Below are 12,393 nucleotides of genomic sequence, written 5' to 3'. Positions count from 1 at the left end.
ACCTCCCCCTGAACGGATGGCCCGCCCCCGCCCCCGGCCTCTACGGTGATCCGCATGGCCCCCCGAACCGCACCGGTCTCCGTCCGGCAGGCCCTCTCCCACCCGCGCTACCTGCTGTCGCCGTGGCCCTGGCGGGCCGCCGCCTACCTGCTGAGCGGCGCGGTGGCCGGGGCGGCGGTGCTGGTGGGCCTGGTGATGTGGGCGGCCGTGGGAGGGGTCCTGGCGGTCGCCCTGGTCGGACTGCCCCTCCTCGCGGCCCTCGCCCTCGCCGGACTGCCCGTCGCCGCCCTGGAACGCCGCCGCCTGCGACTGGTGGACGGGGACGAGGCCCCCGGCCCGCACGCCGAGCCCCCCGCCCCCGGCCTGCGCAGCTGGCTCACCACCCGCCTGCGCGAACGCGCCACCTGGCGCGCCCTCGGCCACACCCTCCTCACCGCGTGCCTGCTCTGGCCGGTCGAGGCCCTCCTGCTCACCGTGGCCGCGGCCCTGCCCCTGTCGCTGACCGCGACACCGGTCCTGCTGGCGACGGTCGGCGAGGGCCGTGAGACGAAGGTGCTCAAGGTGTGGATGGTCACCGACGGGCCGACCGCCTTCCTCGCGGCCGCCCTCGGCGTGCTGCTGCTGGCCGCCGGCGCCTACGTCCTCGGCGTCGCGGCCGCCGCCCGGGCCGCCCTGACCCGGCTGCTCCTCGCCCCGCGCGACGGCGACCCGTCCGCCCGGGTCGTCGAACTCGCCCGCTCCCGCGCCCGCCTCGTCGACGCCTTCGAGACGGAGCGCCGCCGTATCGAACGCGACCTGCACGACGGCGCCCAGCAACGCCTCGTCGCCCTGACCATGACCCTCGGCCTGGCCCGTCTCGACGCCCCGCCCGGCGGTCCCCTCGCCGCCCGGCTCGCCAAGGCCCACGAGGAGGCCGGCGCCGCCCTGGCCGAACTGCGCGAGCTGATCCACGGCATCCATCCGAAGGTCCTCGCCGACTACGGCCTCGGAGCCGCCGTGGCCGACGCCGCCGACCGCTCGCCCGTCCCCGTGGACCTGGAGTTCGACCTCGCGCGCCGCCTCCCCGACCCCGTCGAGACCGCCGCCTACTTCGTGGTCCGCGAGGCGCTCGCCAACGTGGCCCGGCACAGCGGGGCGAGCCGCGTCCGGCTGCGCGGGGGGCACCGGGACGGCCGGCTCGTCCTGGAACTGGCCGACGACGGCCGGGGCGGCGCCGACGCCACGCGCGGCACCGGCCTCACCGGACTCGCCGACCGGGTGTCGGTGCTCGATGGAAGACTGTCGCTGACCAGCCCGCCGGGCGGACCGACCCTGCTGCGTGTGGAGATCCCTTGCGAGCCGACGGACACCGGCCTGACGGACACCGACCCGACGAACACCGGCCTGACGGAAACCGGCCTGACGGAAACCGGCCTGACGGAAACCGGCCTGACGGAAACCGGCCTGACGGAAACCGGCCCGAAGACGGCGCCCGCCCCGAAGAACACGGACCCGAAGGACACGGACCCGAAGGACACGGACCCGAAGGACACGGACCCGAAGGACACGGACCCGAAGGACACGGACCCGCGGTGCCCCGGGCCGGCGGGGGAAACGGCCTGCGCGTAGTCCTCGCCGAGGACAGTGTCCTGCTGCGCGACGGCCTGACGGCCCTGCTCGCGCGCTTCGGCCACCGGGTCGTCGCGGCGGTCGGGGACGCGGAAGCCCTGCCCGCGGCGGTCGGCCGGCACGCCCCCGACATCGTCGTCACCGACGTCCGCATGCCGCCCGCCTTCCAGGACGAGGGCCTGCACGCGGCGGTCCGCCTGCGCGCCGACCACCCCGGCCTGCCCGTCCTCGTCCTCAGCCAGTACGTGCAGCGCGCCTACGCCGCCGAACTCCTCGACTCCGGGGACGGCACCGGCGTCGGCTACCTCCTCAAGGACCGCGTGGGCCACGTCGAGGAGTTCGTGGACGCGCTCGCCGAGGTGGCGTCCGGCGGCACGGTGGTCGACCCGGAGGTCGTCCGCCGGCTCCTGCGCCGCCGCCGCGACCCGCTGTCCCGGCTCACCCCGCGCGAACGGGAGGTCCTGGCGCTGGTCGCGGAGGGGAAGTCCAACGGCGCGATAGCGCGGGCGCTGGTCGTCTCGGAGGCGGCCGTGGGCAAGCACATCGGCGGCATCCTCACCAAGCTGGACCTCCCCCCTGCGGAGGACACCCACCGCAGGGTCCTCGCGGTCCTGGCCTACCTCAGGAGTTAGGCGTCACGACCGGGGCGAGGGGCTTGGCGTAGCAGCGGCTCGACTCGTGGAACCGGTAGTAGCCGAACTTGGTGCACGGCTCGTAGCCGCTGGTCGTGTACAGCGCGATGGCCTCCGGCTGCTCGGTGCCGGTCTCCAGCACCATCCGCCGGCGCCCCGCGGCCCGCGCGTCCTCCTCCAGCGCGGTGAGGATCCGCCGGGCCAGCCCCCGGCCGCGCATCTCCCTGATCACGAACATCCGCTTGAGCTCGGCGTCCCCGTCCTGGTTGCCCTCGCCGTTCGCGTCCTGGCTGCGCCAGCCGCCGGTGGCGACGGGCCGCTCCCGCTCGTCGTACGCGATGAAGTACACGCCCCGGGGCGGATGAAAATCGGCCGGCTCCAGGACCGTGGCGTCGCCGCCGTCGCCGTACCGCTCGTGGTACTCGGCCTGGACCTCGTCGTTCAGCTTGACGGCGTCGGGGTGGTCGAAGGAAACGCGACGTATAGACATGCGGCTCACGGTACATCCATGCAGGTCAATGGGTGGTGGACAAAAACTGGACCTCGTACAGTGTGCAGGTATCGTGCCCGGGTGCTGACCGTGACCTCCGTGAACGTGAATGGGCTGCGCGCCGCCGCGAAGAAGGGCTTCGTGGAGTGGCTCGCCGGGACCTCCGCCGACGTGCTGTGCCTCCAGGAGGTGCGCGCCGAGCCGCAGCAACTGCCCGAGGAGGTCCGCGCCCCCGAGGGCTGGCACGTCACCCACGCCCCCGCCGCCGCCAAGGGCCGCGCCGGCGTCTCCCTCTACAGCCGCCGTGAGCCGGACGCGGTCCGGGTCGGCTTCGGCTCGTCGGAGTTCGACACCTCCGGCCGCTACGTCGAGGCCGACCTCCCCGGCGTCACGGTCGCCTCCCTCTACCTCCCCTCCGGCGAGGTCGGCACCGACCGCCAGGACGAGAAGGTCCGCTTCATGTCCGAGTTCCTCGCCCACCTCAAGGAACTGCGCGAACGCGCCGCCGCCGACGGCCGCGAGGTCCTGGTGTGCGGCGACTGGAACATCGCCCACCAGCAGGCCGACCTGAAGAACTGGCGCGCCAACCAGAAGAGCTCCGGCTTCCTGCCGGAGGAGCGCGAGTGGCTGACGCAGGTGCTCACCCCGGAGGCGGGCGGCTACGTGGACGTGGTCCGCGCCCTGCACCCGGACGCGACGGGCCCGTACACGTGGTGGTCGTATCGGGGGCGGGCCTTTGACAACGGCGCAGGGTGGCGCATCGACTACCACGTCTCCACGCCCGGCCTCGCGGCCAAGGCCGTCAAGGGCTCCGTCGAGCGGGCGGCCACGCACGCCGAGCGCTGGTCGGACCACGCGCCGGTGACCGTCGTCTACGACCTCTGATCCCGCGGCAGGGGCTTCAGGTCCTCGCGGCCGTGCCCGAGTCTGCGGTCCAGGGCCAGCGACAGTTCCGCCTCCACCACGCTGCGGGCCAGCGGGCGCAGGCGGGGCAGGTCGTCCTCGGCGGCGTGGCGGAGGACCAGGTCGGCGAAGAGGTCGGCGAGGGCGTCGGCGTGTGCGCGGACGCGGGCGCCGGCGGCCAGGACGTCGGCGAGCGGGATGCCCTCGCGGACCAGGGCGGTGGAGACGTCCAGCAGGCGGCGGCTGATGTGGACGATCTCGTCGCCGTCGGTGCCCAGGTAGCCGAGGTCGAGGGCGGCGGCGAGGTTGTCGGGGGTGACCTGGCCCTCGAAGCGGGCGGCGAGTTCCTCGGGGGTGAGGCGGACCGGCTCCTCCTCGGTGGGGGTGCCGACGCCGAGCAGGTCGGCGACGTCGCGGCCGTGGTCGAAGGCCTCGGCGAGTTCCGCTATGCCGGTGAGGGTGTGGCCGCGCTCCAGCAGGGCGGCGACCGTGCGCAGGCGGGCGAGGTGGTGGTCGTCGTACCAGGCGATGCGGCCCTCGCGGCGGGGTGGCGCGAGCAGGCCCCGTTCGCGGTAGAAGCGCAGGGTGCGCACCGTGATGCCGGCCGCCTCGGCCAGCTCCTCCGTCCGGTATTCCCGCTTGTCCGCCACGCCGGAAGCCTATGACGTACCGACGGTAACTTTCCTCCGCATGCCCCCTACCCATCAGTACGGAGCTGCTCTACGCTCCCATTGCGCCAGTGTTCACTGGCAGAGTCGCGTCAGCGGCGGCAGCAGCGTTGGGCGGATCGGCAGATACGCAGGGTCGCGGAGCAGGGAGGCGTCGGGATGACCGAGCACGAGCATGTGCGGGTGGCGGTGATCGGGTCGGGGTTCGGCGGACTGGGGGCCGCGGTGCGGCTGCGACGTGAGGGGATCACCGACTTCGTCGTCCTCGAACGCGCCGGCAGTGTCGGCGGCACCTGGCGGGACAACAGCTACCCGGGGTGCGCCTGCGACGTGCCCTCGCACCTGTACTCCTTCTCCTTCGCGCCCAACCCCGACTGGCCGCGCACCTTCTCCGGCCAGGAGCACATCCGCGCCTACCTGGAGCACGTCGCCGACACCTTCGGCCTGCGCCCCCATCTCCGCTTCGACTCCGAGGTCATGCGCATGACCTGGAACACGGAGCGGCTGTGCTGGGACATCGAGACGGCGAGCGGACCGCTCTCCGCCGACGTCGTCGTCTCCGCGACCGGGCCGCTGTCCGACCCGAAGATCCCGGACATCCCGGGCCTGGACTCCTTCCCCGGCAAGGTCTTCCACTCGGCCCGCTGGGACCACGACTACGACCTCGCCGGCAAGCGCGTCGCCATGGTCGGCACGGGCGCCTCGGCCATCCAGATCGTGCCCGCCATCCAGCCGGAGGTCGGCCGCCTCACCCTCTTCCAGCGCACCCCGCCCTGGGTGATGCCCCGCATGGACCGGCCCATCAGCCGCGCCGAGCGCTGGGTGCACCAGCGGCTGCCGGTCACCACGCAGGCCCGCCGCGGCCTGCTGTGGGGCATCCGCGAACTCCAGGTGCAGGCCTTCACCAAGCACCCGAACGAACTCGGCTTCGTCGAGCAGCTCGCCAAGCGCAACATGGCCCGCGCCGTCAAGGACCCGGCCCTGCGCGCCAAACTCACCCCGGACTACCGCATCGGCTGCAAGCGGATCCTGCTGTCGAGCACGTACTATCCGGCGCTCACCCGCCCGAACGTGGACGTCGTCGCGAGCGGGCTGCGCGAGGTCCGCGGCTCCACCCTCGTCGCCGCCGACGGCAGCCGGGCCGAGGTCGACGCGATCGTCTTCGGCACCGGCTTCCACGTCACCGACATGCCGATCGCCGAGCGGGTCGTCGGCGCCGACGGGCGGACCCTCGCGGAGTCCTGGAAGGACGGCATGGAGGCCCTGCGCGGCACCTCCGCGGCCGGCTTCCCCAACTGGATGTCGATCATCGGGCCCAACACCGGCCTCGGGAACTCCTCGATGATCCTCATGATCGAGTCCCAGCTGAACTACCTGGCCGACTACCTCCGCCAGCTGACCGTCCTCGGCGGCCGCGCCGCCCTCGACGCCCGCCCCGGCGCCGTGCGGGCCTGGAACCACCGCGTCCAGGAGCGGATGAAGCGCACCGTCTGGAACACGGGCGGCTGCACCAGCTGGTACCTCGACGCGAACGGCCGCAACACCACCATCTGGCCGGGCACGACGGCCGACTTCCGCCGGGCGACGCGGCGGGTGGACCTCGCCGAGTACGAGGTCCTGCGCGTGCCCGCCGTGAAGAAGGCGGAGGCGACGGCGTGAGCGCCCGCCGCGAGGCAGGCATGGGCGCCCGCCGTGACGCGGTCGCGGGCACGGGCCACCGCGCGGGCCGGCGTACGGGCGTCGTCCGCGCCCCGAGGGAGCTGACCGCCGTCTCCGCCGACGGTGCCTCGCTGCACGTGGAGGTGTACGGCCCCGACACCGCGCCCGCCGTCGTCCTCGCCCACGGCTGGACCTGCTCGACGGCCTTCTGGGCGGCCCAGGTCGAGTCCCTGGCCGCCGACCACAAGGTCGTCGTCTACGACCAGCGCGGCCACGGCCGCACCCCGGCGAGCCCGGCGTGCAGCACCGAGGCCCTCGCCGACGACCTGGAGGCCGTCCTCACCGCCACCCTCGCCCCGGGCGAGAAGGCGGTCGTCGCCGGACACTCGATGGGCGGGATGACGATCATGGCGGCGTCCGGCCGGCCCGCCTTCCGCGAGCACGCGGCGGCCGCCCTGCTGTGCAGCACGGGCAGTTCGCGGCTGGTGGCCGAGTCGACCGTGCTGCCCCTGCGCCCCGGCCGGCTGCGGACCTGGCTGACCGGACGCGTCCTCGGATCGAGGGCGCCGCTCGGCCCGGTCACCCCCGTCGCCCGCCGGATCCTCAAGTACGCCACGATGGGCGCCGGTTCGGCCCCGCACCTGGTCGACGCGTGCGCCCGGATCGTGCACGCCTGCCCGCGCGCCGTGCGCCACTCCTGGTCGCACGTCCTCGACCTGCTCGATCTCGACCACGCCGTGCGGGAGTTGACGGTGCCGACGGCGGTGATCGTGGGCACGGCCGACCGCCTGACCCCGCCGGTGCACGCCCGCCGGATCGCCGACGCGCTCCCGGACTGCGCCGGTCTGAGAGAACTGCCCGGCATCGGCCACATGACCCCGGTCGAGGCACCCGACCTGGTGACCGCGACGATCCGGGACCTCGTCACCACCCACGCACCGCAGCTCAAGGAGGGCGCATGAGCAGGGTCAGCCTCGAAGGACAGGTCGTCGTCGTCACCGGCGCCGCCCGCGGCGTCGGCGAACTCCTCGCCCGCAAGCTCTCCGCGCGCGGCGCGCGGATCGCGCTGGTCGGCCTGGAGCCGGACGCCCTCAAGCAGGTCGCGGAGCGGCTGCACGGCGACAGCGCCCACTGGTACGCCGACGTCACCGACCACGAGGCGATGAGCCGGGTCGCCCAGGAGGTGAAGGAGCGTTTCGGCAGGGTGGACGTCGTGGTCGCCAACGCGGGTGTCGCCACCGGCGGTCCGTTCGCCGACTCCGACCCGGAGTCCTGGCGCCGGGTCATCGAGGTCAACCTGGTGGGCTCGGCCGTCACCGCCCGCGCCTTCCTGCCGCTGCTGACGGAGAGCCGCGGCTACCTGTTCCAGATCGCCTCGCTCGCGGCGATCACCCCGGCGCCGATGATGTCCGCGTACTGCGCGTCCAAGTCGGGTGTGGAGGCGTACGCGCACAGTCTGCGCGCCGAGGTCGGCTACAAGGGCGTACGCGTCGGCATCGGTTACCTGTCGTGGACCGACACCGACATGGTGCGCGGCGCCGATCAGGACGAGGTGATGCGGGAGTTGAGGCAGCGGCTGCCGTGGCCGTCCAACAAGACGTACCCGCTGGGCCCGGCCGTGGACCGGCTCGTCGCCGGGATCGAGCGGCGCGCCGCCCATGTGTACGGGCAGTGGTGGCTGCGCGGGATGCAGGGGGTGCGCGGGTATCTCCCGGCGCTCATCGGGACGGTGGGGCAACGGGAGATGAGGCGGTTCGCGCCGAGGCTCCAGGGGATGCGCACGGGGCTCGTCGGCGCGGGTGGGGCGGCGGACGAGGAGGCCCGGACTACGCAGCGTAGTTGATCGAAATGCGCGGTTCCTCCCTGCGTGTGAATCTGGTCGAGGCCCGATCAAGGGCCGATTCCCTCACCCTCAACGGGAGTGAACCCACATGGGTATGAAGGACAAGTTCCAGGAGCAGGCCGAGCAGTGGCAGGACCAGGCCAAGCAGAAGGTGGGTCAGGCCAAGGAGCAGGCCCAGCAGCGCGGCCGCCGTCCGGAGCGCGGTGAGCAGCCCGAGCACGGGCGCACCCGGCCCGAGCACGAGCGGACGCGGCCCGAGCACGAGCAGGAGCGCATCCGTCGTGAGCGCGAGCGCGAGGACGAGGACCGACTGGACGCCGAGTACGACGTGTAGTCGGGCTCGGCTCGGCCGGTGAATGTGGGGTGCCCTTCCGGTCTCGCCGGGAGGGCACCCCGCGGTTTCTTCCGCGAAGGGCCGGCCGTTCGTCAGGCGCGCGGCGGGAGTTCGGGGCGGGAGCGGTTCGGGACGTCCGAGTGGTCCGGCGGGGAGGCCGGGGGCTCGTTCCGCAGCAGGTCCAGGGCGAGGCGTACCGCGTCGTCGAGTTGGGCGTAGCGGCCCTCCGCCCAGTCCAGCGGGGTGCGCAGCGCCTCCACGTCGGGGGCGACACCGTGGTTCTCCACGGACCAGCCGTAGGCGTCGAACCAGGCGGCGTTCATCGGGACGGTGATGACGGTGCCGTCGCCGAGCCGGTGCCGTCCGGTCATGCCGACGACTCCGCCCCAGGTCCGCTGGCCGACGACCGGGCCCAGCCTCAGCAGCTTGAAGGCGGCGGTGATCATGTCGCCGTCGGAGGAGGTGGCCTCGTCGGCGAGCGCGACGACCGGTCCCCGGGGCGCGTTGGAGGCGTACGACACCGGCTGGGCGTCGCGGGTGAGGTCCCAGCCGAGGATCCGGCGCGTCAGCTTCTCCACGACCAGTTCGCTGATGTGCCCGCCGGCGTTGCCGCGCACGTCCACGATCAGCGCGGGCCGGGAGACCTCCATGCGCAGGTCGCGGTTGAACTGGGCCCAGCCGGAGCCGCCCATGTCGGGGATGTGCAGGTAGCCGCAGTGGCCGCCGCTCAGTTCGCGGACCACGGCGCGGCGTTTGGCGACCCAGTCCTGGTAGCGCAGCGGCCGTTCGTCGACGAGGGGGACGACGGCGACGCGGCGCGCGCGGCCCGCCTCGCCCTCCGCCGGGGTGAAGGTGAGCTCGACCGTGGTCCCGCCGGCCTGGGCGAGGAGCGGGTAGGGCCCGGCCACCGGGTCCACCGGCCGCCCGTCCACGTGGGTGAGCACCGCCCCCTCCCGGATGCCGGTGCCGGCCAGCGGCGAACGTGCCTTGGAGTCGGAGGAGTCGCCGGGCAGGATCCGTTTGACCGTCCAGCCGCCGTCCCGGTGGACGAAGTTGGCGCCGAGCAGGCCCTGCCGGCGCTGGTAGTGGAGCGGGCCCTCGTTGCGGCGGGCGGGGGTGACGTAGGCGTGCGAGGTGCCCAGTTCGCCGAGCACCTCGCGCAGCAGGTCCGCGAACTCGTCGGGGGAGGCGACCCGGTCGACCAGCGGCCGGTACTGCTCCAGTACCGCGTCCCAGTCGATCCCGCACATCCCGGGGTCCCAGAAGTAGGCGCGGATCAGCCGGCCGGCCTCCGCGTACGCCTGCCGCCACTCGGCGCCCGGGTCGACCTCGTGCATGATGCGGCGCAGGTCGATCCAGACGGTGGAGTCGAGGTCGCCGGACTCGGTGGAGGGCACGGCCCGCAGGTCGCCCTCGTCGGCGACGACCAGTCGGCTGCCGTCCCCGCTGACCGCGAAGAAGTCGAGGTGGCCGACGAGTTCGGACTTCTTCGCCTTGCTGATGTTGAAGAACTCCAGGGTGGGGCGCCCGCTGGTGTCGTCCGGGTTGACGAAGGTCTCGCCGAGCGCGCCGGAGATCGGCCAGCGCAGCCACACCAGGCCGCCGCCGGCGACCGGGCACAGCGCCGAGTACTTGGAGGCGGCCACCGGGAACGGTGTCACCCGGTTCGCCAGCCCCTCGACCTCGACGGTCACCGCCCCGTCGGCGCCCTCGTCGTCCTCCAGCGGGTCCAGTCCCCCGGCCGCGGGCCGCCCCTCGGGGTTCAGCGCGAAGGGGGAGGGCGTCGCGGAGGACAGGGGCACCAGGTAGGGGCGGCAGCCCAGCGGGAACGACAGGTCCCCGGTGTGCACGTCGTAGACGGGGTCGAAGCCGCGCCAGGAGAGGAAGGCGAGGTAGCGGCCGTCCCGGGTGAAGACGGGGTTCTCGTCCTCGAACCGGCCGTTGGTGACGTCGACGATCAGCCGGTCGCCCGTGCCGAGCCCGGAGATCCGGGCCAACTTGATCTGCCGCAGGGAGCGTCCGATCCCGGGATGGGACCAGGTCAGCCAGCTGCCGTCGGGGGAGAACGCCAGGTCCCGCACGGGCCCGTTGATCGAGCGGATCAGCTCCGTGACCTCCCCGTTGGACCCCTCGCTCGCGTCGAGCAGCAGCAGCCGTCCGTCGTGCGAGGCGATCGCGAGCCGCTCGCCCTCGGGGTCGGCCACCAGTTCCAGCACCCGCCCGAGTTCCCCGGAGGCCAGCCGCCGCGGCGCGCGGTCGCCGGTGGCGCGCGGCAGGGAGGCGATCTCGACGGCGTCCTCGCCCTCGGCGTCCGTGACATAGGCGACCTGGCCGGCCGGGCCGAGCATCTCCGGCAGCCGCACCCGTACTCCGGGGGTGTCGGTGATGGTCCGGGCGGGGCCGTCCCGGTGCGTCAGCCAGTACAGGCTGCCGCGGACGACGACGGCGCTGGCCCGCCCGGTCTCGTCCACCGAGATCCCGTCGACGTGGAGGGCGGCCGGGATCTGGTACGGCCGCTGCCCGGCGCGCGGCCCGCTCAGCCGTACGTCGAGCCGGCGCGGCTCGGCGCCCTCGGACAGGTCCTCGACGATCCACAGGTCACCGGCGCACTGGTACACCACCCGCGTGCCGTCGCTGGAGGCGTGCCGGGCGTAGAAGGCGTCGTGGTCGGTGTGCCGGCGCAGGTCGGAGCCGTCGTGGGCGCAGGAGTAGAGGTTGCCGGTGCCCTCGTGGTCGGAGAGGAACGCGATGCGGCCGCCGACGAACATGGGGGAGTGGAGGTGGCCGCCGAGGTCGGCGAGCAGCCGCTGCCCGTGCAGCCAGAGCCGGCCCGTGGCGCCGCCGCGGTAGCGCTTCCAGGCGGCCGGTTCGTGCGGCGGGGTGCCGGTGAGGAGCAGGGTCCGCCGTTCGCCGTCGAGGTCGGCGACCTGGATGTCGGAGGCGGGGCCCCAGGGGAGGCGGCGGCCGGGGTCGCCGTCGGGGGAGACCTTGTGGGCCCAGGTGAAGTGGGAGAAGGGCTCGCCGTGGGAGGCGACGGCGAGGATGTCGGCGTTCCCGTCCTGGTCGGGGGGTGTCCAGCCGCACACCTGGGTGTCCGGGCTGCCCCAGTACGTCAGCCGCCGTCCCGGTCCGCCGTCCACCGGCACCAGGTGGATCTCGGGGACGAGGCCCCGCCAGCTCGTGTACGCGATGTGGCGGCCGTCGGGGGAGAAGCGGGGGTGGCCGGCCTTGGCGCGGTCGACGGTGAGCCGCCAGGCGCGGCCGGGTCCGTCGAGCGGGGCGAGCCAGAGGTCGTCCTCGGACACGAAGCACAGCAGGTCACCGCTGAGGTGCGGCAGGCGCAGATAGGTCACCTGTCCATGCTTTTCCTGTCAAAGGGGCCGGGCAACTTATGTGTCCTTCACGGACGTGAGCCAGCACACGTACGAAACCGTTTCGTTTCGCTTTTCCTCAGGGTATCTTCATGGTGTACGCATCACGGGACAGTGCTGGAGCCGGAGGGATTGCCATGACTGAGGTCGCCACCCCGCGTCGCAGTCGGATCACCCCCGAGCGCGAGGCCGAGCTGTACGCGGCCGTGCTCGACCTGCTCCGCGAGGTCGGCTACGACGCCCTCACCATGGACGCCGTCGCCGCCCGCACCCGGTCCAGCAAGGCCACGCTCTACCGCCAGTGGGGCGGCAAGGCCGAGCTGGTCGCGAGGGCCATCAGACACAGCAAGCCCGACCACGGTGACGAGATTGACACCGGCTCGCTCCGGGGCGACCTGCACGCCCTGCTGCGGCTGGAGGACGACTGCACCATCGAGCGGAACTCGGCGCTGATGCGGGGCATCGCCATGGCGATGCACAACAACCCCGATCTGCGCCAGGCGTTCCGGGCCCAGCTCATCGAACCGGAGCTGTCCGGATTCCACCGGGTGATCCGGCGGGCCGTCGACCGGGGCGAGGTCCGCCCCGACTGCCCCGCGCTGGACTTCCTGCTGCACATGATGGTCGGCGGCTTCGCCACCCGGGCCCTGCTCGACGACCAGCCGCCGACCCTGGCCTTCCTCACCGCGTACGTCGACGCCGTGGTCCTCCCCGCCCTCGGCGTGCCCGTCTCCTCCTGACCCTCCTCCTGACCGTCCCCGCGGTCCGCCCTTCCTGACGCCACCGCTCACGTCGTCGGGCCGATCACCCCTGCCTCCACGCCGGGTTGGTCACCCCTGCCCTCGGGGCCCATGCCGAAACCCGGGCCCCCACACCCCACGACCT

General features: G+C 73.4%; 10 protein-coding genes and 1 pseudogene. 8 read left to right on the top strand and 3 right to left on the bottom strand.

The annotated features are described in order from the left end of the window. Positions 1-54 precede the first annotated feature (54 nt). Together ACFV9M_RS23710 and ACFV9M_RS23705 are read left to right on the top strand one after the other, a co-directional pair. Positions 55-1,347 (top strand): annotated as a pseudogene (locus tag ACFV9M_RS23710) (sensor histidine kinase); the annotation flags it as partial. A 224-nt stretch (positions 1,348-1,571) separates the two neighbouring features. Next, a complete protein-coding gene (locus tag ACFV9M_RS23705; RefSeq protein WP_385067688.1) occupies positions 1,572-2,240 on the top strand; it encodes a response regulator in 669 nt (222 codons plus the stop codon). On the opposite strand, the gene ACFV9M_RS23700 is transcribed toward ACFV9M_RS23705, so the two are convergent. Further along, positions 2,230-2,730: a GNAT family N-acetyltransferase gene (locus tag ACFV9M_RS23700; protein WP_385067686.1), complete on the bottom strand. Its 501-nt coding sequence runs from the start codon at positions 2,728-2,730 to the stop codon at positions 2,230-2,232. The two genes, ACFV9M_RS23705 and ACFV9M_RS23700, sit on opposite strands and share 11 nt — an antisense overlap. A gap of 81 nt (positions 2,731-2,811) precedes the next feature. Here ACFV9M_RS23700 and ACFV9M_RS23695 point away from each other — a divergent pair, with 81 nt between their 5' ends. Next, positions 2,812-3,615, top strand: coding sequence for an exodeoxyribonuclease III (locus ACFV9M_RS23695; protein ID WP_385067684.1), 804 nt, complete (start codon positions 2,812-2,814; stop codon positions 3,613-3,615). Here the strand turns inward: ACFV9M_RS23695 and ACFV9M_RS23690 are convergent. Then, positions 3,603-4,283 (bottom strand): MerR family transcriptional regulator, encoded by a 681-nt coding sequence (locus ACFV9M_RS23690; RefSeq protein ID WP_385067681.1) that lies wholly within the window; start codon positions 4,281-4,283, stop codon positions 3,603-3,605. The two genes, ACFV9M_RS23695 and ACFV9M_RS23690, sit on opposite strands and share 13 nt — an antisense overlap. A 177-nt stretch (positions 4,284-4,460) precedes the next feature. On the opposite strand from ACFV9M_RS23690, the gene ACFV9M_RS23685 reads away from it, so the two are divergent. From ACFV9M_RS23685 to ACFV9M_RS23670, 4 genes are all read left to right on the top strand, one after another. Then, the gene (locus ACFV9M_RS23685) at positions 4,461-5,960 is read left to right on the top strand and encodes a flavin-containing monooxygenase (RefSeq protein ID WP_385067679.1); all 1,500 of its coding nucleotides are present in this window, start codon (positions 4,461-4,463) and stop codon (positions 5,958-5,960) included. Continuing rightward, the gene (locus ACFV9M_RS23680) at positions 5,957-6,922 is read left to right on the top strand and encodes an alpha/beta fold hydrolase (RefSeq protein WP_385067676.1); all 966 of its coding nucleotides are present in this window, start codon (positions 5,957-5,959) and stop codon (positions 6,920-6,922) included. Before ACFV9M_RS23685 ends, ACFV9M_RS23680 begins: the two co-directional genes overlap by 4 nt. Beyond that, a complete protein-coding gene (locus ACFV9M_RS23675; protein ID WP_385067673.1) occupies positions 6,919-7,803 on the top strand; it encodes an SDR family oxidoreductase in 885 nt (294 codons plus the stop codon). The genes ACFV9M_RS23680 and ACFV9M_RS23675 overlap by 4 nt, the downstream gene beginning before the upstream one ends. 88 nt (positions 7,804-7,891) lie before the next feature. Then, positions 7,892-8,137, top strand: a complete 246-nt coding sequence (locus ACFV9M_RS23670) for a hypothetical protein (RefSeq protein WP_385067670.1) — start codon at positions 7,892-7,894, stop codon at positions 8,135-8,137. Positions 8,138-8,229: 92 nt separating this feature from the next. On the opposite strand, the gene ACFV9M_RS23665 is transcribed toward ACFV9M_RS23670, so the two are convergent. After that, positions 8,230-11,490 carry a S41 family peptidase gene (locus ACFV9M_RS23665; RefSeq protein ID WP_385067668.1) on the bottom strand — a complete coding sequence of 1,087 codons (3,261 nt, stop codon included), beginning with the start codon at positions 11,488-11,490 and terminating at the stop codon, positions 8,230-8,232. 155 nt (positions 11,491-11,645) lie between these two features. On the opposite strand from ACFV9M_RS23665, the gene ACFV9M_RS23660 reads away from it, so the two are divergent. Next, positions 11,646-12,248: a TetR/AcrR family transcriptional regulator gene (locus ACFV9M_RS23660; protein WP_385067666.1), complete on the top strand. Its 603-nt coding sequence runs from the start codon at positions 11,646-11,648 to the stop codon at positions 12,246-12,248. Positions 12,249-12,393 lie beyond the last annotated feature (145 nt).

It is taken from the genome of Streptomyces sp. NPDC059895 (assembly GCF_042731035.1).
Lineage (GTDB): Bacteria > Actinomycetota > Actinomycetes > Streptomycetales > Streptomycetaceae > Streptomyces.
Note: the sequence above shows the minus strand (reverse complement) of the source record. Positions and strands in the feature narration are given on the sequence as shown.